Origin of the sequence: Neobacillus sp. D3-1R (genome assembly GCF_052180215.1) — a bacterium.
Classification (GTDB): Bacteria; Bacillota; Bacilli; order Bacillales; family Cytobacillaceae; genus Pseudoneobacillus.
The window spans coordinates 3,559,705-3,583,707 of sequence record NZ_CP197471.1 but is presented as its reverse complement, the minus strand read 5'-3'; the positions used below and the strand labels follow the sequence as shown (position 1 = coordinate 3,583,707).

26 protein-coding genes and 2 pseudogenes are annotated in these 24,003 nt (G+C 37.0%); 16 read left to right on the top strand and 12 right to left on the bottom strand.

Annotation, left to right across the window (positions count from 1 at the left end; all coding sequences use genetic code 11):
- Positions 1-11: 11 nt before the first annotated feature.
- Positions 12-869 carry a MurR/RpiR family transcriptional regulator gene (locus ACSBPO_RS18425; RefSeq protein WP_442595844.1) on the bottom strand — a complete coding sequence of 286 codons (858 nt, stop codon included), beginning with the start codon at positions 867-869 and terminating at the stop codon, positions 12-14.
- Positions 870-1,040: 171 nt separating this feature from the next.
- Here ACSBPO_RS18425 and gndA point away from each other — a divergent pair, with 171 nt between their 5' ends.
- Both gndA and ACSBPO_RS18415 read left to right on the top strand, forming a co-directional pair.
- Positions 1,041-2,453, top strand: a complete 1,413-nt coding sequence (gene gndA / locus ACSBPO_RS18420; protein WP_442595842.1) for an NADP-dependent phosphogluconate dehydrogenase — start codon at positions 1,041-1,043, stop codon at positions 2,451-2,453.
- Between the two features lie 96 nt (positions 2,454-2,549).
- Positions 2,550-2,810 carry a DUF1871 family protein gene (locus ACSBPO_RS18415; protein ID WP_442595840.1) on the top strand — a complete coding sequence of 87 codons (261 nt, stop codon included), beginning with the start codon at positions 2,550-2,552 and terminating at the stop codon, positions 2,808-2,810.
- Between the two features lie 35 nt (positions 2,811-2,845).
- Here the strand turns inward: ACSBPO_RS18415 and ACSBPO_RS18410 are convergent, their stop codons facing one another.
- A complete protein-coding gene (locus tag ACSBPO_RS18410; protein WP_442595838.1) occupies positions 2,846-3,700 on the bottom strand; it encodes an alpha/beta fold hydrolase in 855 nt (284 codons plus the stop codon).
- 160 nt (positions 3,701-3,860) lie between these two features.
- On the opposite strand from ACSBPO_RS18410, the gene ACSBPO_RS18405 reads away from it, so the two are divergent.
- Positions 3,861-4,361, top strand: coding sequence for an Lrp/AsnC family transcriptional regulator (locus ACSBPO_RS18405; protein WP_442595836.1), 501 nt, complete (start codon positions 3,861-3,863; stop codon positions 4,359-4,361).
- A gap of 8 nt (positions 4,362-4,369) precedes the next feature.
- Entirely contained in the window at positions 4,370-5,533 is a 1,164-nt protein-coding gene (locus ACSBPO_RS18400; protein ID WP_442600406.1) for an aminotransferase, read from the top strand.
- 168 nt (positions 5,534-5,701) lie between these two features.
- Here the strand turns inward: ACSBPO_RS18400 and ACSBPO_RS18395 are convergent.
- Positions 5,702-5,893 (bottom strand): annotated as a pseudogene (locus ACSBPO_RS18395) (helix-turn-helix transcriptional regulator); the annotation flags it as partial.
- Between the two features lie 124 nt (positions 5,894-6,017).
- Positions 6,018-7,361: a sodium-dependent transporter gene (locus ACSBPO_RS18390; protein WP_442595834.1), complete on the bottom strand. Its 1,344-nt coding sequence runs from the start codon at positions 7,359-7,361 to the stop codon at positions 6,018-6,020.
- A gap of 184 nt (positions 7,362-7,545) precedes the next feature.
- Here ACSBPO_RS18390 and yugI point away from each other — a divergent pair, with 184 nt between their 5' ends.
- Complete coding sequence (gene yugI, locus ACSBPO_RS18385) at positions 7,546-7,947, top strand: S1 domain-containing post-transcriptional regulator GSP13 (RefSeq protein ID WP_442595832.1); 402 nt, start codon at positions 7,546-7,548, stop codon at positions 7,945-7,947.
- Between the two features lie 53 nt (positions 7,948-8,000).
- On the opposite strand, the gene ACSBPO_RS18380 is transcribed toward yugI, so the two are convergent.
- Positions 8,001-9,416 carry a sigma-54 interaction domain-containing protein gene (locus ACSBPO_RS18380; protein ID WP_442595830.1) on the bottom strand — a complete coding sequence of 472 codons (1,416 nt, stop codon included), beginning with the start codon at positions 9,414-9,416 and terminating at the stop codon, positions 8,001-8,003.
- A 221-nt stretch (positions 9,417-9,637) separates the two neighbouring features.
- Between ACSBPO_RS18380 and pruA the strand changes: the two genes are divergently transcribed.
- The 3 genes from pruA to ACSBPO_RS18365 all read left to right on the top strand — a co-directional run bounded on the left by pruA (position 9,638) and on the right by ACSBPO_RS18365 (position 13,866).
- Complete coding sequence (gene pruA, locus ACSBPO_RS18375) at positions 9,638-11,185, top strand: L-glutamate gamma-semialdehyde dehydrogenase (protein ID WP_442595828.1); 1,548 nt, start codon at positions 9,638-9,640, stop codon at positions 11,183-11,185.
- Positions 11,186-11,303: 118 nt separating this feature from the next.
- Positions 11,304-12,506 (top strand): ornithine--oxo-acid transaminase, encoded by a 1,203-nt coding sequence (locus ACSBPO_RS18370; RefSeq protein ID WP_442595826.1) that lies wholly within the window; start codon positions 11,304-11,306, stop codon positions 12,504-12,506.
- 76 nt (positions 12,507-12,582) lie between these two features.
- Positions 12,583-13,866, top strand: coding sequence for a Glu/Leu/Phe/Val family dehydrogenase (locus ACSBPO_RS18365; RefSeq protein WP_442600405.1), 1,284 nt, complete (start codon positions 12,583-12,585; stop codon positions 13,864-13,866).
- A gap of 61 nt (positions 13,867-13,927) precedes the next feature.
- On the opposite strand, the gene ACSBPO_RS18360 is transcribed toward ACSBPO_RS18365, so the two are convergent.
- Entirely contained in the window at positions 13,928-14,152 is a 225-nt protein-coding gene (locus ACSBPO_RS18360; protein ID WP_442595824.1) for a DUF378 domain-containing protein, read from the bottom strand.
- 154 nt (positions 14,153-14,306) lie between these two features.
- On the opposite strand from ACSBPO_RS18360, the gene ACSBPO_RS18355 reads away from it, so the two are divergent.
- The 3 genes from ACSBPO_RS18355 to ACSBPO_RS18345 all read left to right on the top strand — a co-directional run bounded on the left by ACSBPO_RS18355 (position 14,307) and on the right by ACSBPO_RS18345 (position 17,552).
- The gene (locus ACSBPO_RS18355; RefSeq protein WP_442600404.1) at positions 14,307-15,470 is read left to right on the top strand and encodes an iron-containing alcohol dehydrogenase; all 1,164 of its coding nucleotides are present in this window, start codon (positions 14,307-14,309) and stop codon (positions 15,468-15,470) included.
- 223 nt (positions 15,471-15,693) lie between these two features.
- Positions 15,694-17,043, top strand: coding sequence for a glucose-6-phosphate isomerase (locus ACSBPO_RS18350; protein ID WP_442595822.1), 1,350 nt, complete (start codon positions 15,694-15,696; stop codon positions 17,041-17,043).
- Positions 17,044-17,153: 110 nt separating this feature from the next.
- Positions 17,154-17,552: a YugN-like family protein gene (locus tag ACSBPO_RS18345; protein WP_442595820.1), complete on the top strand. Its 399-nt coding sequence runs from the start codon at positions 17,154-17,156 to the stop codon at positions 17,550-17,552.
- A gap of 26 nt (positions 17,553-17,578) precedes the next feature.
- Here the strand turns inward: ACSBPO_RS18345 and ACSBPO_RS18340 are convergent, their stop codons facing one another.
- Positions 17,579-18,358, bottom strand: coding sequence for an ion channel (locus ACSBPO_RS18340; RefSeq protein WP_442595818.1), 780 nt, complete (start codon positions 18,356-18,358; stop codon positions 17,579-17,581).
- Between the two features lie 379 nt (positions 18,359-18,737).
- On the opposite strand from ACSBPO_RS18340, the gene ACSBPO_RS18335 reads away from it, so the two are divergent.
- The 3 genes and pseudogenes from ACSBPO_RS18335 (at position 18,738) to ACSBPO_RS18325 (ending at position 19,499) form a co-directional block, all read left to right on the top strand.
- The gene (locus ACSBPO_RS18335) at positions 18,738-18,893 is read left to right on the top strand and encodes a Spo0E family sporulation regulatory protein-aspartic acid phosphatase (protein ID WP_442595817.1); all 156 of its coding nucleotides are present in this window, start codon (positions 18,738-18,740) and stop codon (positions 18,891-18,893) included.
- A 182-nt stretch (positions 18,894-19,075) separates the two neighbouring features.
- Positions 19,076-19,153 (top strand): annotated as a pseudogene (locus ACSBPO_RS18330) (YjcZ family sporulation protein); the annotation flags it as partial.
- A gap of 139 nt (positions 19,154-19,292) precedes the next feature.
- Positions 19,293-19,499 (top strand): zinc ribbon domain-containing protein, encoded by a 207-nt coding sequence (locus tag ACSBPO_RS18325; protein ID WP_442595815.1) that lies wholly within the window; start codon positions 19,293-19,295, stop codon positions 19,497-19,499.
- Positions 19,500-19,602: 103 nt separating this feature from the next.
- Here ACSBPO_RS18325 and ACSBPO_RS18320 read toward each other — a convergent pair whose 3' ends face one another.
- The gene (locus tag ACSBPO_RS18320; protein WP_442595813.1) at positions 19,603-19,767 is read right to left on the bottom strand and encodes a hypothetical protein; all 165 of its coding nucleotides are present in this window, start codon (positions 19,765-19,767) and stop codon (positions 19,603-19,605) included.
- 156 nt (positions 19,768-19,923) lie between these two features.
- Here ACSBPO_RS18320 and ACSBPO_RS18315 point away from each other — a divergent pair, with 156 nt between their 5' ends.
- Positions 19,924-20,682, top strand: coding sequence for a TraR/DksA C4-type zinc finger protein (locus ACSBPO_RS18315; RefSeq protein ID WP_442595811.1), 759 nt, complete (start codon positions 19,924-19,926; stop codon positions 20,680-20,682).
- Between the two features lie 44 nt (positions 20,683-20,726).
- Here the strand turns inward: ACSBPO_RS18315 and ACSBPO_RS18310 are convergent, their stop codons facing one another.
- Positions 20,727-20,945, bottom strand: coding sequence for a DUF4025 domain-containing protein (locus tag ACSBPO_RS18310; protein WP_442595809.1), 219 nt, complete (start codon positions 20,943-20,945; stop codon positions 20,727-20,729).
- 55 nt (positions 20,946-21,000) lie between these two features.
- Complete coding sequence (locus tag ACSBPO_RS18305; RefSeq protein WP_442595807.1) at positions 21,001-21,252, bottom strand: sigma-G-dependent sporulation-specific acid-soluble spore protein CsgA; 252 nt, start codon at positions 21,250-21,252, stop codon at positions 21,001-21,003.
- Between the two features lie 217 nt (positions 21,253-21,469).
- On the opposite strand from ACSBPO_RS18305, the gene ACSBPO_RS18300 reads away from it, so the two are divergent.
- Entirely contained in the window at positions 21,470-21,754 is a 285-nt protein-coding gene (locus ACSBPO_RS18300) for a late competence development ComFB family protein (protein WP_442595805.1), read from the top strand.
- A 106-nt stretch (positions 21,755-21,860) separates the two neighbouring features.
- Here the strand turns inward: ACSBPO_RS18300 and ACSBPO_RS18295 are convergent, their stop codons facing one another.
- Together ACSBPO_RS18295 and ACSBPO_RS18290 are read right to left on the bottom strand one after the other, a co-directional pair.
- Positions 21,861-22,712 carry an STAS domain-containing protein gene (locus tag ACSBPO_RS18295; RefSeq protein WP_442595804.1) on the bottom strand — a complete coding sequence of 284 codons (852 nt, stop codon included), beginning with the start codon at positions 22,710-22,712 and terminating at the stop codon, positions 21,861-21,863.
- Between the two features lie 153 nt (positions 22,713-22,865).
- Entirely contained in the window at positions 22,866-23,972 is a 1,107-nt protein-coding gene (locus ACSBPO_RS18290; protein ID WP_442595802.1) for a GerAB/ArcD/ProY family transporter, read from the bottom strand.
- Positions 23,973-24,003 lie beyond the last annotated feature (31 nt).

The window sequence follows — 24,003 nt, the reverse complement described above, 5'->3', positions numbered from 1 at the left end:
AACAGTCCTCTCTAAATCTTCATAGATGAAATAGCTTCGCGCATTTTTTTGATGGATCTAGCAGAATCTTCTTTTCGTTGCATCATCACATTGACATACAAAGCGTCTACGATCGAGAGTTGCGCAATTCTGGATGCCAATGCTTCAGAACGAAACTCGGTCTCTTCTGACACGGTATAAAGAGGAATATGTACTTTTTTACTTAATGGGCTTTTAGCCAGGTGTGTGATGCCGATGGTTGTGACATGGTTTCTTTGAGCTACTTCTAAAACCTCTAATAAATCTTTATTTGTTCCAGAATGGGAGATTAATACAACCACATCATCTTTGGTTAATTGCGATACAGAAGAAATCTGCATATGAGAATCATTATAGGCTACTGTTTGTAAGCCTGTTCGTAAAAATTTATGATGGGCGTCCATAGCAACAAAGCCGGAACCGCCATTACCGTAGAACTCAATTTTTCTTGCCTTTAATAAAGCTTGCACTGCTTTTTTAAATTTCCCTTCATCTAAAACCTGTAAGGATTCCTCTAGAGTCCGAATATTGGAGCGGAACACCTTTTGTGCCACTTCCTTTTCTGAGTCACCTTCTTGTATCGTCTCATGAATATCTACAATAGGACTAACAAGCTCAGAGGCTAATGAAATTTTCATCGCCTGGTAGCCTTTAAAGCCAATATGTTTACAAAAACGAAAGACGGTTGCATCCGCAATATGAAGATCTTCAGCCACTTGACTAATAGTAGAATGGATGATTTTTTCAGGATTAGAAATAATATAATCGGCGATCCTTTTTTCTTTATCGCTAAAACGTGAATAATAGGAACGAATACGCGGCAAACAATTTTGGGTCAATTCCTCTTGCATGAACTTGTTCCTTTCTATGATTCATTAAAATTATTTTAACCTAAATTTGAAAATAAAAAAATATTTTTTCATAAACAGTTGGTCTTCTGAAGAAACATGATTATAATAAAAGGGAAGATTTTTTCAAAAACTAAATAAAAATATGAAAAAAATTTCGAAGGGATGATTGTTTTGACGAAGCAACAAATAGGCGTTGTTGGTGTTGGAGTAATGGGGAAAAGCTTAGCCCTAAACTTTGAAAGCAAAGGTTTTACGGTTTCCGTTTATGATATTTCACAAGAAAAAGTTGAAGCTGTTACAAATGAACACGCTGGTAAGAACATTGCGGGCTTCTGGAATGTAGAAGAATTTGTTGGCTCTTTAGAGCTGCCTCGAAAAATTTTATTAATGGTAAATGCCGGCCCCATTACGGACAAGGCTATTGAATCCTTACTTCCTTATCTAGAAAAAGGAGATATTTTAATTGAAGGTGGAAACAGCTATTTCGAAGATACCAATCGACGGAATAAGTATCTTTCCGAAAAAGGAATTAATTTTATCGGAGCAGGTGTTTCAGGTGGGGAAGAAGGAGCGTTAAAAGGACCAGCCATCATGCCGAGTGGACAAAAGGATGCTTATGATAAGGTTGCTCCGATGCTTGAAGCGATTTCAGCTAAAGTTAATGGAGAACCGTGTTGTACATATATTGGTCCTGAAGGTTCAGGACATTACGTGAAGATGGTTCACAATGGAATAGAATACGGAGATATGCAGTTAATTTGTGAAGCATATGACCTTATGAAAAATGCTTTGGGCTTAAATGCCGCGGAGCTTCATGAAATTTTTTCGGAGTGGAACAAAGGGGAATTGGATAGCTACTTAATTGAAATCACAGCGGATATTTTCTCTAAAGTGGATGAAGAAACAGGCAAGCCACTTGTCGAAGTGATTTTAGATACAGCAGGCCAAAAAGGGACTGGAAAGTGGACAAGCAAGGATGCTCTTGATTTAGGAGTTCCCTTATCGATTATCACAGAATCAGTATTTTCCCGCTTCTTATCAGCTATGAAAGAGGAACGTGTAGCTGCAAGCCAAGTGTTGAATGGACCTAAAGTACAAACGTTTGATGGAGATAAGAAAGAGTTCATTGAAAAAATCCGTCGTGCGTTGTATTTAAGTAAAATTTGTTCTTACGCTCAAGGTTTTGCCCAATTCCGTTTAGCATCTGAAGAATATGGCTGGGACTTAAAACCAGGTGAAATTGCAATGATTTTTAGAGGCGGCTGTATCATTCGTGCGGCTTATCTGCAAAACATTAAAGATGCGTACGATCGTGATCCACAAATTAAAAATTTATTACTGGATCCTTACTTTAAGGACATTGTAGATAACTATCAGGAGGATGCTCGTGAAGTGGTGGCTACTGCAATGAAGCTAGGTATTCCAACTCCTGGATTAGCTAGTGCACTATTCTATTATGATAGCTACCGTTCAGCGGTGTTGCCGGCAAACTTATTGCAAGCACAAAGGGATTACTTTGGTGCACATACTTACCAACGTGTGGACAAGGAAGGAACCTTCCATACCGAATGGCTTGAAAAATAATAGGTTGGAGAACGCAGAGGTAGCGAATACCTCTGTGTTTTTTTCATCTTCATGGTAAAATGAAAAAGCTTAAGTGAAAATGAAAAGGTGATCAACGTGGAAATTCAAGAAATGCATATAAGACTTGTCATAGTTCTAAATGAGTGGGACCCGTTTGGCTTAGGGTTTGGTCAATATGAAACTGAAATTGCCGATGTCGTACAAGCTGTACATACATCAGATGATGTCATCAACCTCGCAGATAAAATTCAACAAATATACGAATTTTCCTTTGAACAACTAATACCAATAGAAAACTGTAAAAAAATAGCAGCCGAACTACTAAACATCAAAAACCAAGGAAGCTGCTCACTTTAACACATTAAAGCAGTGGGGGTCAGACCCCCACTGCTTTAATGTGTTAAAGGTGTTGTGTTTTTAGGTTGAAGAAATTTTTTGATGTGGTTTAATACCTCTTCTGGTCGTTCTTCAGGTACTAAGTGGCCTGTATCCTTCAATATGATTAGTTCTGAACTTTTTAAATCTCTGTTTAACTTTTTCCCTATTTGAACGGGTACAACTTTATCATGCTCTCCCCAAATTAACAGGCTAGGAGTTTCAATTGTTTGAAGCTGAGCGGAAGATAAATCCCCCTCGCGATCTCGAATCATCTTGGTTAAAGCTTTGAAAATCTCATTATCCTCGATAAAAGGCTGTAAGTACCCATATAACATTTCATCATCAATCATTTTATGATCATAAACGACATTCTGCAGGTTTTTCCTAACGCCTGAACGAGCAAGCCAAAACTTCACATACAGATAAAAAAAGGGGATATAGCTAGACGCTATTAAATAGGGTTTAGACCGTTTTAAATAACCAGAGCTGCACAACAAAATGCATTTCTCAATCAAATCAGGTCTTTGATAACAAATATTTAATGAAATTTGCCCACCCATAGAATGTCCGATAAGGGTAACGTTTTTCTTTCCTAGTTTTTCAACCAGTCGAATAACAGTTAAAGCAAGATTTTGATAGGAGTAAGAATAATACGTTGTTTTTCCACTTTTCCCAAAGGGGGGAAGATCAATGGTAATGACATTAAAATCTTCACAAAGTAAAGGGATTAATCGTCGATAACTAAAAGTCGAAGAAAGAAAACCATGTAGAAGAACTACTGTTTTTTCAGAAGTTGGATGATTAAATAGCTCGTAATAAACATGGATTTGGTCCATCTCAAAATGACTCTTTTCTAAGGTATGCTCCATAGCCTTCCTCCTTCTAAATCAAAATGTATAGCCATAGATTTATTTTTCCCAAAATTTACACCCTCACACATTTTCTAGTAAATTCCTCTTAAATGTCTTTAATTTCGCAAAATAGGAAAAAATAAAATCCTTATCGTACATAGTTAAAGGGGGATTCATCATGAAGCTTTCGAATGAGGAAATGGAAGTATTAGAAATAGTGGAGAAAAATAGCTTATTGAACAAAGAAGATATGGCCAAGATGACCAATCTTTCGGTCGAGAAAATTGGAACAATCATGAAAAAACTAGAAAAAGAAAAGATCATCTTAAGGTATACCTCGATTATTGACTGGACCAAAGTAGATGGCCACGATAGGGTAACGGCCATGATAGATGTAAAGGTAACACCGAAGCGTGGGGTTGGCTTTGATGAGGTGGCCGAAAGAATCTACCGTTTTAAAGAGGTGCAGTCTGTTTATTTAATATCAGGCGCCTACGATCTATCGGTTATTATTGAAGGGCTTACGATGAATGAAGTAGCACGTTTTGTTTCAGAAAAACTATCGACTTTAGAGTCTGTCATTTCGACTACGACTCATTTTATCTTAAAAAAATACAAACACGACGGTACTATTTTTGATCCAAATGATGAAGACAAACGAATCGTGGTGTCACCATAATGAACGTAATGAAATCCTATCTATCAAAAACAGTCGAACAGTTAAAGCCTTCCGGAATCAGACGTTTCTTCGATTTAGCCGCTGGCATGGAAGGAGTTATTTCTTTAGGGGTAGGTGAGCCCGACTTTGTTACTTCATGGTCTGTTAGAGAAGCGGCCATACTTTCACTTGAACAAGGTTATACGTCCTATACAGCAAATGCTGGTTTACACGAATTAAGAAAAGAAATCTCGCGCTATTTAGATCGACATTTTCATATATCTTACTCAGCAGAGAACGACATCATTGTGACAGTTGGAGCTAGCCAGGCTATCGATATTGCCTTAAGGGCCATATTAAATCCTGGTGATGAAGTGATAATCATTGAGCCTAGCTTTGTTTCTTATGGCCCGCTGGTTAGTTTAGCAGGGGGGACTCCGATTGCCATTCAGGCAAGTCATGAAAAAGAATTTAAAATATTGCCTTCACAAATAGAAGAGAATATCTCTTCTCGTACTAAGGCAATCATGCTGTGCTCTCCGAATAATCCCACCGGTACCTTGTTAAATAAAAGTGACCTTGAAGAAATAGCGAAGGTGGTTAAAAAACATGATTTAATTGTTCTTTCCGATGAAATATATGCGGAGCTTGTATATGATGAGGCTTATACAAGTTTTCCTACTATTCAAGGAATGAAAGAACAAACGATCTTAATTTCCGGTTTTTCGAAAGGGTTTGCTATGACGGGTTGGCGCTTAGGATTTGTATGTGCACCAGCTGAAATAACCCAAGCGATGTTAAAAATCCATCAGTATGCCATGATGTGTGCTCCGACTATGGCGCAATTTGCTGCTCTTGAAGCATTAAAAAATGGTCGGGATGATGTAGAAGAAATGAAAAAAAGCTACAGGCAAAGAAGAAACTTTTTTGTTCAATCCTTAAATGAGATTGGATTAACCTGTCATATACCAGGCGGAGCTTTTTATGCCTTCCCATCTGTCAAAAGTACAGGTTTAACTTCAGAAGAATTTGCTGAAAAGCTTCTGTTACAAGAGAAGGTTGCGGTAGTACCTGGTAATGTTTTTGGTGAAAGTGGAGAAGGGTATGTCCGCTGTTCTTATGCATCCTCAATGGAACAGCTTCAGGGAGCACTAAAGAGAATTAGAAAGTTTGTTGAAAGTCTTTCGAAATAAGGAGACAAAAAAAAGAGGACAGACCATAATCGGAAGAAAATCTTCCTCGGTTTGTCCTCTTCAAAAAGGGGGGGAATACTAGAAAGCCTTATGTTCATATCCTATCCAATTTTTTCCCTTTCTAAACCTATAAGGGAGATAATTTTTAGAAATACGCAAATGAGCTTACTCCGATATTTCAGATGCTGGAACATCCAGAACGGTTGAAAGTTTTAAGATGGTATTCATATCTGGGACCTGTTCCCCTGATTCATATCTTTCAATCGTTTTGGTACCTACTCGGATTTTAAGTGCTAAATCCTCTTGATTTAGCTCTCTTCTTTCACGGCACATCTTGATATTTTCACCTACTGAAGCCAAACGAACCACTCCTTTAGACCTTTTTCTTTTATTTTAACTCTTTTGGTCCTAATTTAGAGGCTATTTTTTGAACATTTCATTAAAGCTTCTTCAAGTAGGTATTATTTTTTAAAAACAAAAATGTTTAGAACAGATTAAGAGAATGCAGGAACACAGCTAAAATGGCAACTGGAACGATATACCGTATAGAAAAATACCAAATATCAAAAAGAACTCCTAAGCCAGTGGAGCCAGTATTCAGCTCCTCTTTAACCATTTGTCTTGGCATTTTGTATCCAACAAATAACGATATAAACAAGGCGCCTAAAGGAAGCGCTAGGTTACTGCAAAGATAATCTGCAAGATCAAAAAAAGACTTACCAAAAAATTTTACATCGGATAGAATGCCGAAGGATAGTGCGCTTGGTATACCTACTAGAAAAATGAGAAGCCCTGAATTCCAAGAAATAATGCGGCGTTTTTCCGTTTGCTCTTTGGCAATAGCTGCAACCACAATTTCTAAGATGGAAAAAGCGGAAGTTAATGTGGCAAATAAGAGTAATATTAAGAAAATAACTAAAAAGAATCCTCCAAATGCCATTTCATTAAATACAGCCGGTAAGACAACAAATACTAAACCAGGTCCAGCGCCAGGCTCAAAACCAAGAGCAAATACAGCTGGGAAAATTACAAGCCCTGCAAGGATAGAAATCAATATGTTTAATATGACTACAGAAACAGCTGACTTAGTTAAATTTTCGGATTTGGATAAATAGGAAGCATAGGTGACCATAACGGAAATACCAACACTTAATGCAAAGAAGGATTGTCCTAGTGCAAGCAAAATCGTTTCACCAGTCATTTCAGAAAAATTAGGTTTAAGAAAAAATTCAATCCCCTTCCATGCACCTTCGAGTGTGACAGAACGAATTAATAAAACGATAAATAAAATAAACAACGCTGGCATCATATAGCGGCTTGCCCGCTCAATCCCTTTTTGTACCCCGCCTTGGACGACCCAAATTGTTAAAACCATAAAGATAAATTGGGCGATTACCACTTCGATTGGATTCGAAATAATTTTTTCAAATAATTGGCCGTATTCTTGTTGAGAAAGACCTGAAAGGCTTCCTGTTAAACTGCGATATAAATAAGAAAGAATCCAACCGCCAACCACACTATAAAAAGACAAGAGAACAAATGAAGTAGCAACCCCCATATATCCCAGGAGGTACCATGGAGTTTTCGGAGCTAGCTGTCGATAGGCGCGGACAGCATCCTTTTGTGATCTTCTACCGATAATGAATTCGGCAATTAAGATGGGAGCTCCAATTAAAGTAGTTAAAATTAAGAATAATAGTAAAAATAGTCCACCGCCGTTTGTTCCAGTCATATAAGGGAATTTCCAGATCGCACCTAGACCGATTGCGGAACCGGCAGCAGCAAGTATAAAGCCAATCTTAGATGTCCATTGTTCTTGTTGCTTCATAAATATAAGGTCTCCTTTATAAATATATCTTTCCATCATACATTGATTTTTCTATTATGGGTAGTAGAAATTATAGGTTATATTCTCGTTCAAGACAGTCTCTTTGTAATTAACCTGTTCATATGATATAATTTTTAATTGCGTATATACAGGATAAATAAAAATAGAAATTAGGAGTGTTTGCATGTCAGAAAAAATCGAAGTAGGCAGTGTAGTAACGGGGAAAGTAACAGGTCTTCAACCGTATGGTGCTTTTATTGCATTGGATGAAACAAACCAAGGTTTAGTTCATATCTCAGAAATTACTCATGGTTTTGTAAAGGATATCCATAATCATCTAAAAGTGGGCGATGAAGTAAAAGTTAAGGTTCTCTCCGTAGATGAAGAGGCAGGGAAAATTGGATTATCTATCCGTGCGACAGAAGAACCACCAGTAAATCCAATTGAAAAAGTAAAGAAACAACCTCGTAAACGTCCAGTTCCAATCAAAACGGAATCAGAAATGGAACAAGGCTTTAACACATTAAAAGATAAGCTTCAAGAATGGATCGACCAATCTCAAAGTGATGAATTAATTAAAAAGTAAAAAAAGAAGAGCGGGTACTTTCCCGCTCTTTTCATATGGTCAAGAATATTGGTTTAAGACTTTTTGATATGCCATTTTTTCATTCGGTACTGCAAATTTTGCCTGCTCATCCCAAGCGCTTTTGCCGTTTTAGATATATTAAAATCATGCTGTTGAAGAGCTTTTTTTAAATAAAATGTTTCGGCTTCTTCCATATATTGTTCCAACGGTTTAATTGGCTTCCCTTTTTGTTGGAATAAGTCCTCAAGTTCGATATGTTTAGGTGTTTCCACTTGGAATTGTGGTTTTTTACGAAATTGAATGGGCAGGCAAGAGTAAGAAATAACCTCTTCATGCTCCATTAAATTCATCGAGCCTTCAATAATATGCTCTAGCTCTCGAACATTTCCCGGCCAATCATAATCATGTAGCATTTGAATCACTTCTTCACTAATGGTTTTCACATTCATGGCAAAAAGATGATTATATTTTTCAATGAAAAATTGTGCTAATTCCTTAATATCCTGCTTCCGTTCTTTTAATGGTGGGATAAATAAGGATACAACGCTTAATCGATAATATAAATCCTTTCTTAAGCGTCCCTCGGCTATAGCATCGATCGGGTCTTCATTTATGGTCGCGATGATTCGAACATTTACTTCTCTATCCTTTGTATCTCCGACTCTTCGTACCGATTTTTCTTGCAATACTCTTAGCAGCTTTGCTTGGAGATTTGGATTTAAAGAATTGATTTCATCCAGTAGTAGGGTTCCGCCATCTGCTTGTTCAAAAAGACCAGGGCGTTCGATCGAACCGGTAAATGCTCCCTTTTTCGTTCCAAATAAAATACCTTCAATAAGACTATCAGGCAATGCGGCACAATTTTGAGAAATAAAAGGTTTGGGTGCGCGTAAGCTTCCGTTATGAATACTTTGTGCAAACAGTTCTTTTCCCGTCCCAGTCTCACCAATAATTAATATAGAAGAATTTGTTCGAGTGGCACGTTTACTTGCCTCAATCACTTCTTGAATGTTAGGACTACTTCCAATAATACTTTCAAAGGTATATTTGGTGTCACCTTTTTTTAGCAGGTTTTCTCTTAATAATCGCTCATACTTCGTAACATCTCTTGCAATTTCAACAGCCCCTAACTGAACATCCTGATCAATGATTGGAAAGGTATTATTAATGGTCGTGATTTCTTTGCCTTTATTGTTGTAATACTTTTGCTTCACATTTTGAATGACCTTTCTATGATGCAAGGCTTCTATTAAAGTGCTATAACTATTTTGGTCAAATGAGAAAACGTCTAGTAAATTTTTATTTAGAACATCCTCTATCTCCATGCTCTCAATTTCCATCATTTTTTTATTATAGATAATGGTTTTACCTTCAGTATTTACAACATGAATACCAATATCAATTTCATCTAAAACTTTCTGGTAAATTTTATTTATTAAAAATTCGTTTGATTTAGGTTGAGAATTCATAGAATGTCTCCTTTTAATAGGCTTACTCGTACTATCTTAGAGGAAAAAAAATAAGGGTGCAATATTTTTTTGCATGATGATAGAGGTAATGTTCAAAAGTGCAAATATTTTTTGCTTATTTCTTTTTAAAAATTGGATTGATTAAGGTTCTTTAAATTGGCACGAATCTTGCAATAATAAAGAATGGTGAGCAAAAAGGATCTTTTAGAGGGGGATTTTTAATGGTACAACCGTATAAGCACGAGCCGTTTACTAACTTTGCGGACGAAACAAATCGCCATGATTATGTAAAAGGTTTAGAAACAGTAGAAAGCTATTTAGGTCAAGATTATCCATTGGTAATCGGTGGAGAGTATATTACAACTGAAGAAAAAATTGCTTCATATAATCCAAGTAATAAAGAAGAATTAATTGGCCGTGTTTCAAAAGCAAACCGCGAGCTAGCTGAAAAGGCGATGCAAGCAGCGGTTGAAGCGTTTAAAACATGGAAAAAGGTAAAGCCGGAAACACGTGCTGATGTGTTATTTAAGGCAGCCACGTTAATTCGCCGTCGTAAGCATGAGTTTTCTGCTCTTTTAACAAAAGAAGCAGGTAAGCCTTGGAATGAAGCAGATGCAGATACAGCTGAAGCGATTGACTTCCTAGAATTCTATGGTCGTCAAATGCTTAAAATTAAAGAGGGTGTGCCCGTACAAAGCCGTCCAAATGAATTTAACCGTTATGACTATATCCCATTAGGAGTAGGAATCATCATTTCTCCTTGGAACTTCCCGTTTGCAATCATGGCTGGTACAACTGTAGCAGCGATTGTAACAGGAAACACTGTCCTTCTAAAGCCAGCTTCTACTACTCCAATTGTAGCGGCTAAGTTTGTAGAAGTAATGGAAGAAGCAGGTCTTCCGAAGGGAGTTCTGAACTTCGTTCCTGGTAGCGGTGCAGAAGTTGGTGACTACTTAGTTGATCATAAAGATACACGTTTTATCTCGTTCACAGGTTCTCGTGATGTAGGTCTTCGTATTTTTGAACGTGCGTCTAAATTAAACGAAGGTCAAATCTGGTTGAAGCGTGTGATCGCTGAAATGGGTGGTAAGGATACGATCGTTGTGGATAATGAGGCTGATTTAGAATTAGCGGCTCAATCGATCGTTGCTTCTGCTTTTGGTTTCTCCGGTCAAAAATGTTCTGCATGTTCTCGTGCAGTTATCGTGGAAGATGTGTATGATCAAGTATTAAACCGTGTCGTTGAATTAACTAAGGAAAAAACGTTAGGTAACCCAGAAAAGCAAGAAACCTTCATGGGTCCTGTTATTGACCAAAGTGCTTTCAACAAAATCATGGAATACATTGAAATCGGTAAAGGTGAAGGACGCCTAGTAGCGGGTGGAGAAGGAGATAACTCTAAAGGTTATTTCATCCAACCTACTGTTATTGCGGACCTTGATCCACAAGCTCGCATCATGCAAGAAGAAATCTTCGGACCAGTTGTTGGTATATGTAAAGCTCGTGACTTCGATCATGCGATTGAGATTGCGAATAATACAGAATACGGCTTAACAGGTGCGGTTATTACTCGCAACCGAGCTAAGATCGAGCAAGCACGTGAAGACTTCCATGTTGGTAACCTATACTTCAACCGTGGATGTACAGGTGCAATCGTGGGCTACCAACCATTCGGTGGCTTCAACATGTCTGGTACAGATTCTAAAGCGGGCGGTCCAGACTACCTATTACTACACATGCAAGCAAAAACAACATCAGAAATGTACTAATTAATTTAACACGTTAAAGGACCAGGGGTAAGGCCCCCGTCGCTTTAACGCGTCACTGTACCGGGGGTCTGACCCCCGGTACGTTAATGCACTAAAGGAAATGGAGGAATTAAGTGTTATGACACAATCTATGAAGTCGACATCTATTATTGAACAAACTGACAAGTTTGGAGCTAATAACTATCATCCCCTGCCGATTGTTATTTCTGAGGCGGAAGGTGTATGGGTAATGGATCCAGAAGGTCAAAAATATATGGATATGTTAAGTGCCTATTCAGCTGTTAACCAAGGACACCGTCATCCAAAGATCATTCAAGCTTTAAAAGATCAAGCTGACCGTGTAACGTTAACTTCCCGCGCCTTTCATAATGATCAATTAGGACCATGGTATGAAAAAATCTGTAAACTTACGAATAAGGAAATGGCTCTTCCAATGAACACTGGTGCTGAAGCTGTTGAAACGGCTATCAAAACAGCTCGTCGCTGGGCTTACGATGTAAAAGGAGTAGAAGATAATCAAGCTGAAATTATTGCTTGTATCGGGAACTTCCACGGTCGTACGATGGGGGCGGTTTCTTTATCTTCTGACCCTGAATATAAGCGTGGATTTGGACCATTACTTCCTGGAATTAAGTTAATTCCATATGGTGATTTAGATGCGTTAAAAGCAGCGATCACACCAAATACAGCAGCATTCCTTATCGAACCAATTCAAGGTGAAGCAGGAATCGTCATCCCTCAAGAAGGTTTCTTAAAAGCTGCATCTAATTTATGTAAAGAAAAGAATGTTCTATTTATTGCCGATGAAATCCAAGCAGGTTTAGGACGCTCAGGTAAAATGTTTGCTTGCGAGTGGGAAAATGTAGATCCGGATATGTATATTTTAGGTAAAGCGCTAGGTGGTGGAGTTTTCCCTATTTCTTGTGTAGTAGCCAATAAAGATGTTCTAGGTGTTTTCAACCCAGGGTCACATGGTTCTACATTCGGTGGAAATCCAATGGCTTGTGCTGTATCCATAGCTGCCCTTGACGTTTTAGTTGAAGAAAATTTGGCTGAACGTTCTCTACAGTTAGGAGAATATTTTGTTAATAAGCTAAAAGAAATTCAAAATCCGATGATAAAAGAAGTTCGCGGCCGTGGTCTTTTTATCGGGATCGAACTTCTTGAACCAGCTAGAAAATACTGTGAAGAGTTAAAAGAAGAAGGTTTATTGTGTAAAGAAACACATGATACAGTTATTCGTTTTGCCCCACCATTAGTGATTACACAAGAGGAACTTGACTGGGCAATCGAACGAATTCATAAAGTTCTCTCAAAATAGGTATGTAAATATGAGGAAATATCCTCTATAATAAATATATTAGGATAATATTATTATGGGACAACGAGGTGCCATTATGGGAACAATTGGGGTAACTAATCAGAAAGAACAACAATCAGAAGAATCATTGAATTTATTAACATCTACTCAAGTAGTCATCAATGAAGCATTAAACAAACTTGGTTATACAGATGAGATGTATGAACTGTTGAAGGAACCTTTAAGAATGTTAACAGTCAGAATTCCAGTTCGTATGGATGATGGTTCTGTTAAAATTTTTACAGGTTACCGGGCACAGCATAATGATGCTGTAGGACCAACTAAGGGTGGAGTTCGTTTCCATCCAGAAGTGGATGAAGAAGAAGTGAAGGCTTTATCCATGTGGATGAGTTTGAAATGCGGAATTGTTGATTTACCATATGGAGGAGGAAAAGGCGGAATCATTTGTGATCCTCGCACTATGTCTATGGGTGAACTAGAGCGTCTAAGCCGCGGCTACGTTCGTGCTATTAGCCAAATAGTGGGGCCAACTAAAGACATTCCAGCTCCAGATGTTTATACCAATTCTCAAATTATGGCTTGGATGATGGATGAATATAGTCGTCTACGTGAATACGATTCTCCAGGGTTTATTACAGGCAAACCGCTTGTACTAGGTGGTTCACAAGGTCGTGAAAAAGCAACGGCACAAGGTGTAGTCATCTGTATTGAAGAAGCGGCAAAAAAACGTGGCATTGAAATTAAAGGTGCTCGTGTTGTCGTACAAGGATTTGGAAATGCAGGTAGTTTCCTAGCAAAATTCATGCATGATGCAGGTGCAAAAGTTATTGGTATTTCAGATGCATACGGTGCTTTATACAATGAGGATGGATTAGATATCGATTACTTATTAGACCGCCGTGACAGCTTTGGTACCGTTACGACTCTTTTTGAAAATACCATAACAAATGCTGAGCTTTTAGAGCTTGATTGCGATATTCTAGTACCTGCGGCTATTTCAAGCCAAATTACAGCTAAAAATGCTCATAATATTAAAGCTTCGATTGTAGTTGAAGCAGCGAATGGTCCAACTACATTAGAAGCAACAAAAATTCTTTCTGAACGTGGTATCCTTCTTGTTCCTGATGTTTTGGCAAGCTCTGGCGGTGTAACCGTATCTTATTTTGAATGGGTTCAAAATAACCAAGGTTATTACTGGACTGAAGAAGAAGTGAACGATAAGCTTCGAAAAGTTCTTGTAAAATCGTTTAATAATGTTTATGAAACGGCCGAACAGCGCAATGTAAACATGCGATTAGCTGCTTATATGGTCGGTGTTCGAAAAATGTCAGAAGCTTCTCGTTACAGAGGCTGGGTATAGTGCAAAAAATCCTTGCAGGTCATTCCTGCAAGGATTTTTCTTGTATGATGAGATTTCAATATTAGCGTACTTCTGCTTCAGGAACACGTTCGCGTTCTTCTCTATGAACAAAAAGAAGGCCAATATTGATGAGACCAGCTAGGCCAACAAGCCCATAAATGATTCTAGTTAGTGCGTTGTCACCAAAGATTGCTTCCACTAAATTAAATCCAAAGAATCCGACTAAACCCCAATTTATAGCCCCAATAATGGTTAAAACTAGTGCAATTCGTTGAATTGTACTCACTTATATTCCTCCTTAAAAAATGGATTCATTAATAGAGTGATTCATTTTCTTTTTTTTATGCATGAACGAATAATTTTTTGTAAAAATTATAGTGCAGTCTTTTTGCAAAATAATTTTTTATCTTTCATAATAAAGGTTAAGGAGAGTGATCATGATGCAAAACTTTACATATTGGAATCCCACCAAATTAATTTTTGGTAAAGGGCAATTAGCAGAAATAAAAAATGAAATCCCTCAATATGGGAACAAGGTATTGGTTGTTTATGGTGGAGGTAGTATTAAACGCAGTGGTTTATACGATCAAGTGATGGCTACCTTAAATGAAATGGGTGCAAAAGTTTTTGAACTAGCCGGTGTAGAACCAAATCCACGTATTTCCACAGCTCGAAAAGGTATAGAGATTTGTAAGGAAAACGGCATTGAATTCATTCTTGCGGTAGGTGGAGGCAGTGTTATTGACTGTACGAAACTAATTGCTGCTGGTGCAAAATATGATGGAGATGCTTGGGATTTAGTTATTAAAAAGGCGTTTGCCAAAGAAGCACTGCCATTTGGAACAGTTTTAACTTTAGCTGCTACAGGATCTGAAATGAATTCAGGCTCTGTTATTACTAACTGGGAAACAAAAGAAAAGTACGGTTGGGGAAGCCCTGCTACCTTCCCGAAATTTTCAGTTCTTGACCCAACTAATACTTTTACCGTTCCAAAAAATCAAACGATTTATGGAATGGTTGACATGATGTCCCATGTATTTGAACAATATTTCCATAACGTAGAAAATACACCGTTACAGGACCGTTTATGTGAGTCAACATTAAGAACGGTCATGGAAGCTGCTCCAAAACTTGTGAATGATTTAGAAAACTATGAGCTTCGCGAAACCATTCTTTATAGTGGAACTATTGCCCTTAATGGTATGCTTCAAATGGGTTACCGTGGAGATTGGGCTACACATAATATTGAGCATGCGGTTTCGGCGGTATATGATATCCCTCATGGTGGCGGTTTAGCGATTCTATTCCCAAATTGGATGAAGCATAATCTTAAAGTAAATCCTGGCCGCTTTAAACAGTTAGCTGTAAGAGTGTTTGATGTGGACCCAACAGGTAAATCAGATGAAGAAGTTGGTTTAGAGGGTATCGAAAAACTTCGTCAATTCTGGACCAGCATTGGAGCACCGAGTACTCTAAAGGATTATGATATTGATGATAGCCAAATCGAACTTATGGCCGATAAAGCAATGGTGAATGGTGAATTTGGTAATTTTAATCAATTGAACCGTGAAGATGTTTTAGCTATTTATCGGGCTTCACTTTAAGATGGAGTTGCCCCATTTCCTTGCGAAGTGGGGCATTTATTTTTTATAGGGGCTGTTAAATCTTGGCTGTCAATTTCACGCTAGCCGCTTGCCAAAAGAATCTCGGTGGCAAATGTAGAAAATTGCTCATAATTGGATACGCTTACAGTAGGTATCGACCTTGATTATCATTTCTAGTTTGTATAAAGTGATAAATGAAACTAAAACAAACGGAGGATCATACATGACACACGTTCGCTTCGATTACTCAAAGGCTTTAACTTTCTTTGGAGAACATGAACTTACATACCTACGCGATTTTGTAAAAGTGGCTCACCACTCTTTACATGAAAAAACTGGGGCTGGCAGTGATTTTTTAGGATGGATTGAACTTCCTACTGAATATGACCGTGAAGAGTTTTCACGAATTCAAAAAGCAGCTGAAAAAATAAAGTCTGATTCTGATATTTTATTAGTGATCGGAATTGGTGGTTCTTATTTAGGTGCTCGTGCGGCCATAGAAATGCTTCAGCATAGCTTCTATAATGCACTTCCAAAAGAAAAACGTAAAACACCACAAGTCCTTTTTGTTGGTAATAACATAAGCTCCACTTATATGAAGGATTTAATGGACCTGTTAGATGGAAAGGATTTTTCCATTAATGTAATCTCAAAATCAGGTACAACTACTGAACCTGCTATCGCCTTCCGTATTTTCCGTAAGCTTTTAGAAGAAAAATATGGGGTGGAGGAAGCGCGTAAACGTATTTATGCGACTACAGATAAAGCTAGAGGTGCATTAAAAACTTTGGCTAATGAAGAAGGGTATGAATCATTTGTTATCGCTGATGATGTGGGTGGACGTTACTCGGTTTTAACAGCTGTTGGATTGTTACCGATTGCAGTGAGTGGAGCAAACATTGAAGAAATGATGAATGGAGCAGCGCAAGCCCAAGAGGATTTAAGCGCTTCTGAGCTTGAAGATAATATCGCATACCAATATGCGGCTGTTCGAAATGCTTTATATAACAGAGGTAAAACGATCGAAATGCTGATTAACTATGAACCTGGTCTTCAATATTTCTCCGAGTGGTGGAAGCAATTATTCGGAGAGAGTGAAGGAAAGGATCAAAAAGGTATATTCCCTGCATCAGCTAATTTCTCGACTGACTTACATTCAATGGGACAATATGTTCAAGAAGGACGTCGGGACTTGTTTGAGACAATCATTAAAGTTGAAACCCCTCGTCATGAATTAACTTTAGAAAAAGCCGAAAGTGATTTAGATGGATTAAATTATTTAGCTGGTCAAACTATTGATTTTGTTAATAATAAAGCTTTTGAGGGCACTTTATTAGCTCATACAGATGGTGGCGTTCCAAATTTAATTGTGTCTATTCCAAAAATGGATGAGTACACATTTGGATATCTTGTTTATTTCTTTGAAAAAGCATGTGCAATGAGCGGATATTTATTAGGAGTAAATCCGTTTGATCAACCAGGTGTAGAAGCTTATAAAGTGAATATGTTTGCGCTTCTAGGAAAACCAGGTTTCGAAGAAAAGAAAGCAGAATTAGAAAAACGCTTAAAATAAACATAAAAGGGAGTGCGGAGCATTATTGTTTCCGCACTCTTTTTATATTTTACTCATGAATTATTAAGCTCTGGAGAAACTATATAAAAAAGGGAAATGAGGGAATTCGAATGATTGAAATTGAATCATCCATTGAAGGCAAAAAATATGATTTATTTAAGCTTGAACAAATTTTAAAACCATTAGGGTATACGATTGGCGGAAACTGGGATTACGATCATGGTTCATTTGATTACAAGATAGATGATGAGGTTGGCTATCAATTTTTACGTATTCCATTTAAAGCGATTGATGGGCAGCTTGATGCTAGAAATTGTACCGTTGAATTGGAAAAACCATTTTTGCTATCTCATAAGTATCAAATAGGAATAGATGACCATGCAGAAATTGGTAATGCGTCTGCAACCTTTAACCAGTTTCAGGAGCCTCAGGACAAAGACGCTAGTTTTCCTGATAAATATATCGATTTAGGAAAATCACTCGTAAAAGAATTAGAACAAACACTATAGATTTCACCACTTTAAAGCGCCGGGGGTCAGACCCCCGGCGCTTTAAAGTGGTGAAGTTTTTCGATGATTTCTTTGCTTACGATTTGGTTTGTTTCTATAATGGTATCGGCTCCAGCTCTGATGGCATTTTTTATTTGATCGGTAGTAAGTATTTCGATTATACAAGGTAAATTGGGGCAAAGTCCCTTCACCGAAAGAAGCGTCAAAATACTACTCATATCTGCCTGTATTTCATCCTTATGCTGGTCTGCGGTGATAAGAATATTCTTGGCCAAATGAATATTCGCCTTTAACAATACCTCGTCCAGAGATGCGCGTCCTCTAATAAAATGATTGATTTTACTAGACATAGGATTTTCAGACAGACTTTCATCAATTAATACGATACAGTTTTCATTTTCTCGATCAAAGAGTGTCTCCACAATATGTCTTGTCCTATCATTCCAACCAATAACAATTAAATGATCCTTTCCATGAAAGGCGAGCTTTCCCTCTGAAAATTGATTTTGTTTTGAAATCGCCGTTGAGGCAAGGCTAAAAAAATAGGAAGAAATGAAACCAGCACCAAGAAATATCAGAATAATTCCAACCACTCTTCCTAAGGTAGAGTGGGGAACAAGGTCTCCATATCCTGTCGTTGAAACGGTAATAATAGCCCACCAAATTCCATCAAAAAAAGTAGGGAAGGTTTTGGGTTCTACAAAATGAATAATGCCTCCAAAAAGAAGAATAATGGTAGCTGCTATAAAGAAAATTCTTAATAACTGTGGAAAACGCAAAAAAAAGGAATATAAAGCATGATGCATCTGTACCACCTCGGGTAAAAGTTCTTTACACAGTATGGTCAAACAGCGATATCTTTAAAAGATAAGTAACAAAAAAATATTAGTACTATTGTAATACTTTTTAGTTTCCTCATTTTATTTAAGAGTATATAATTAGAAAAATCAGAAAATAATAGTAAGGAGGATTTATACTTGAAAGGTAAATGGCTCATCTTTACCTTTTTCGTCTTCTTATTGATTTACGCAGAGAGGGAGTATTTCCTTGGTAAACACTATAAATTAAACCGAGAATCTACCAATTATTTTTTTTTACAAAAACTACTTGTATTTCTTATTATTTAACAATAAATTAAAATTAATAAATATTACTGCAGTACTATATGAAATGAGGGCATCCAATTTGCAAACATACGTAGATACTCTTGTAAGGAAGATTGAAGAAATGCGAATAGAAATGATAGAATTGGCTCATCAATATGGATATACAAACCCAAATGTTCTGCAGTGTAGTCAAGCGTTAGATGAATTAATCCATTCATACCAAATAACAAAATAATTTATTTTTGAAGCCCTTTGAGTAGAAGGGTTTTTTTGTTGATAAAAAAATCAAAATGACCCAAACCAATTTTTGTGTGCTTCATATATTAAAGGGAGACGTTTTCCTATATTTTAAAGGAGGTGTACGTTATGTTCGGAGGATTTGGATATGGCTGTGGATATGGTGGCTATGGCTACGGTGGCGGTTACGGCGGTGGATTTGTTCTAATCGTTGTATTATTTATCCTACTTATTATTGTAGGAGCTGCTTGGGTTTAAGATTTTGATAAAAAGGCGGCTAATTGGGTAATACCAGTTAGTCCTTTTTTTATCTTAAGAAGAAATAGTACATAGTTTTCTGAAACCAATTCACTGTCAAATCGTAAATAAGACATAAAGAAAGGTGAGGTGGCTTATAATGAGTGACAAAGGGTGTATAAAATGTGGCAGCAAAGAAGCGGGAACAAAGGAAGTAGCGATGACAGGAACAGGTTTATCGAAAATGTTTGATATACAAAACAATCGCTTTTTAGTGGTTTTTTGTAAAAATTGTGGGTACTCCGAATTTTATAATAAGAACTCCTCCACCGCTAGTAATGTACTTGATTTCTTCTTTGGCGGCTGATCGATTACAAAAATGGCTGATTCAATAAGTGAATCAGCCATTACTTTTTTATGATCTTGCTCGCTAAATCAACCGAAATATTTTTCATCAAATAACGGAAATATTACCCTCTCCATTTACGACCAGTAGCACCTACTGATTTATCTGTATTGTCTTGATTATTGTATTCTTCATCATTTAGGCCCGGCGGTTGGTCCTTGCCACCGATATAGACGCCCTGATGTTTTTTTTGTACTTCGCTGAATTTATCAAAGTTTTCGTTAACCATAGGATTCTCCTTAGTGTAAGGTATTTTTCTTATTTTTTTCAAAATCAAGTTTTCTATGCGAAATTTATTTGTTGAATGGTTCACCGAAGGTAATGGAACAATAATACATATAGCATTTAATGTTGTATAAGATGAAATACCGAAAGGGGTAACGAAATGCTTTCATCAGCGAAACTTTCTGAGCTCAAAGCTTATTTACTGGATGAAAAAACACGTTTAGAAGAAGGTCTAGAACAAAATGATAACTTTGGACTAAATAGAGGGCATTTTCACGAAGCGATGGGTGAATTATCGAGTTATGATAACCATCCAGCCGATGAAGGGACGGCTCTTTATGAACGAGAAAAAGATATTGCCTTAGAGGAACATTATAAGTTAGAGCTCGAGAATATTAATCAAGCATTGTCAGCCATGGACAAAGGCACCTACGGCATTTGTCAGGTATGTAATAAAGAAATATCATCAGAAAGATTGGAAGCACTCCCGACTACAACTTACTGTAAGGAACACAGTCCAGATCAACATATTTCCCATAAAAGACCACTTGAAGAAGGGGTCTTAATGACTCCATTTGGTAAATTTGATATGGACGAAAAAGATGAGGATGTAGCTTATGATGCAGAGGATTCCTGGCAAGAAGTAGCGCAATGGGGTACCTCAGAAACCCCGTCTGATTTTAACATCCCAATCGACCACTATAATGATACAAATATAGAGCCCTTAGAAAATATAGGCTATGTAGAAGACTTTGAAAATTTTATAGGCAATGATATGTATGGAAAAAATGTTACCGTTTATCCTAACTCACAGCATGAAAGATATGAAGAAGCATTAGATGAGGAAGGGATTATGACAACCTTTGGGGATTTACCTGCATACGAGCATGATCCTTATGTTGAAAAGGATGAGGATTAAAAAGAGAAACAGCTTCTAAGTAGGAGCTGTTTCTCTTTTTTTTTCTATTCAGTCTTATACCCATTTTCAGGAATGTTAAGGTCCTTCCCGTTAACATTCTCGATCACAGGCATTATTTCGCCTTCCATATAAGTATCACTTACTTGTTCATGAGTAGTAGCTAATCCAGAGGATAACTCATCATTTTTACTGTAATCCTCCACTTCATAGTATCTTCCAGCAAGATTTAAATTTTCTTTATCAGGTGTATTTTTATTAGCCATGTCTAACTCTCCAATCATTTGTAAATGAATTTTATCTATTCCTGCAATACGATGATTAAAATAATAATTCGTAGACTTCGTTTAGTTCATGGGCTCGTTTTTGATCTCGTTCATCCTTGGCATATTGAATTTCATCCGGAAGAATTTTATTGAGAAAATCAATTTCTTCCGTGGAAAGATTTCGTACAAACTCGCCTTCAGAAGAAAATTTTCCTTTTGTTACTTTTTCATAAATTCGTTGACCAATGGTATACTGTTCAGTATAGTTTGACAACGTCTCCCTAAGAAATCCTAAAGTTTGGTCCATGATTTCACTTCCATTTCCGTTAATTAGGATACAAAGACTATAATACTTTTTGAAAAAACAGCCTAAAATATACTGTTTCAAGATATTTATTGGATTTTGATTGGTAAGTTTTTTATTTAATAAGCCCTATTTAGCCAATAGAATGGAAAGACTATAGGTTGTGGAACATGTATAAGAGTGTTTGTAAGGAAGGAACATAGAAAGTGGTGTGGTGAAATTGGAGAAGGATTATGTAAATGCGATGGAAGAAGTAGTTACTACCTTAGTGAAAGTCCTAATGCTTGGGCCAGAATATCAAACCTTTTGCCAATGTCAAAAATGCCTGAATGATATTGTCGCACTTAGTTTAAATACACTGCCCAGTCATTATGTAACAACAGATGAAGGACGGAAAAGAGTATTTGAGCAATTGAATACCAACGAAAACCGAAAATGGATCAATAAACGAATCATAAGCGCCATCCACCTAGTCGGAAAATACCCTCAACATCAAAAAAAATAACACAAAAATCAAACAAAAAACATACAAAACAAAAGTAAAAAAACTTTACCGCTTTAACGCATCGGGGGTCTGACCCCCGGCGCTTTAAAGCGGTAAAATGTATATGTTATTTACTTGCAGGGGTTAGGCCAAGTGGTGCTAGGGCTTTAGCTAGGTTTGGTTTGATAGTGATATCTCGGAAATCAATACCTAGCTCGTTAGAAATTTTGGCTACTTGAGGGCTCATTCCTGAAAGGGTAGTCTCAATGCCAAGTAATTTTAGAGCATATATTAATTGAAAGAGATGATGGGCAATCATCTTATCTAGAATCGCAACCCCAGAAAAATCAATAAACAAATGACTAATCTTTTTCTCGCTGCACTGAAACAGTGTGTTTTCTCTAAGTAATGTCGCCCGGAAGGAATCAATATCACCAATTAATGGAAGCACTGCAATTTCCTCTGTAATTGGAATAACCGGTATCGTTAATTCCGTTATGGTTGCCTGCTGGGTCTCGAGTTTGTGGCTAGTAAAACGTTGATATTGAGTAATAAAGGCTTGAATGTATTCATCAAAAGCTTGATTAATGACTTTGCTCCACAGCAGGATATCTTGATGACTAATATTTGCTTCATATTCTTTACAGAATTTCTCAATCATCTCCCAATAAAAGGTTCTAAAACGATTGAATTGGGTAATAACCTCGGTAATGGGAGTATTGGATTTCACACGGTCACGTGCTACAGTCACAACCCACTCATGGAAATGAAGAAAAAATGTTTCTTTGTCTTCAATAAATATTTTACTGACACTTTCAATAAAATGGCGATTTTGCTCTTTTAGTTTGGATAAAATATTTATGTCGGAATGTACGGAATAGATGGAAGATGTGTTTGAATTTAAAGAGTTAATCCATATCGTTGTTAATTCCGTTGCATGGCTGATGATGTAATGATATAAGGATTCATTTTTATGCATATGCTTTCTCTCCCTAAAGAAATTTCCGACTATTTAAAATGCCTGAAAGCATTTAAAAAAATTATACTGTAAGCAGAGAAAAATTGGAAATTTTAGTGTTAAAGAGACATACATAAAAATAGCAAAAAGAGGTAACCTGCAATTGGTTACCTCTTATGATTCAGATTGCATATTTTCCTTTTCCTTTCCAAAGAAAAACCCTAATATAAAGAGCAATATGGGAACTAAGATGGATACAGATAATGCCAAATACACCCACAGGTTTTCAGTTATTTTCATGGCTCTATGATGATCATTTACAATCCAGTATCCATAAAGACCAAATAAAAGGGAAACAGGAATGATAATCGTACGATAATCTTTAAGATTGAAAATTCGTTGTACACTTACAGAGGCACAAAACAAAGTCATCATAATTTGAGTTAGAATGGAAATAGCAAAAAAGGCGATCATGATCATTTCATAACGGTGGATGTAAATACCTATTTGTGCACTTCGAGCCATTTGCATACAGGATACAATATATTGTCCTGTTACCTCTGCGGACAAAACCCCTGTTTCTAAAATTGGCCACATAATAATAAAAATGGTTCCGAAAGCGACTCCAGCCAGACTTGACCTAGCCCATTTATCTTGTTGCCGAACTAATGGTAGTATAATTCCAGCCATGATAATAACCATAGACCAATCGGCCAAATGGTGTCTGCTGGAAAGAACAACTGGCCAAAAACCTGACTGGAAAATAGGCAAGAGCTCGTTAATATCAAATCGTCCTACTGACCCTAACAACAGTAAAATATTTAATAATAAAATCGAGAAAACGCCGATTAATGCCATTCGAGCAACGACTTCAATGCCGAAGTATATTCCGTAACTGCCTACAATGATCGCAACTAAAATAAAAATCCAGGTGGGGGCATCTGGTAAAAAATAATCTTTAAGATGGTATACAAATGTTGTCATAACACTACCAAAAGCACCTAAAAAGAAGATGAAAAAAACACACCCCAGCATTCTCCCTGACAGGTTTCCGATTAATCCTTTTCCTTGTGAGAGAAAGTCCTTTTTAGGTAATCTTCTACTCACGATAACCGTTAAATAAAGTAATACCATAGCAAAAATACTAGCTATTAACGTAGAAATCCAATTATCACTTCCGACTTCCCTAGACATGCTCCCTTGAGTCAATCCAATGGATTTGGCATACACCATATTGATAATTAGCGCCATATACATACCATTTGTAATTTGTACCTTCATTTTCTAACCCCACTAGTTCTAGTGTTTGCCA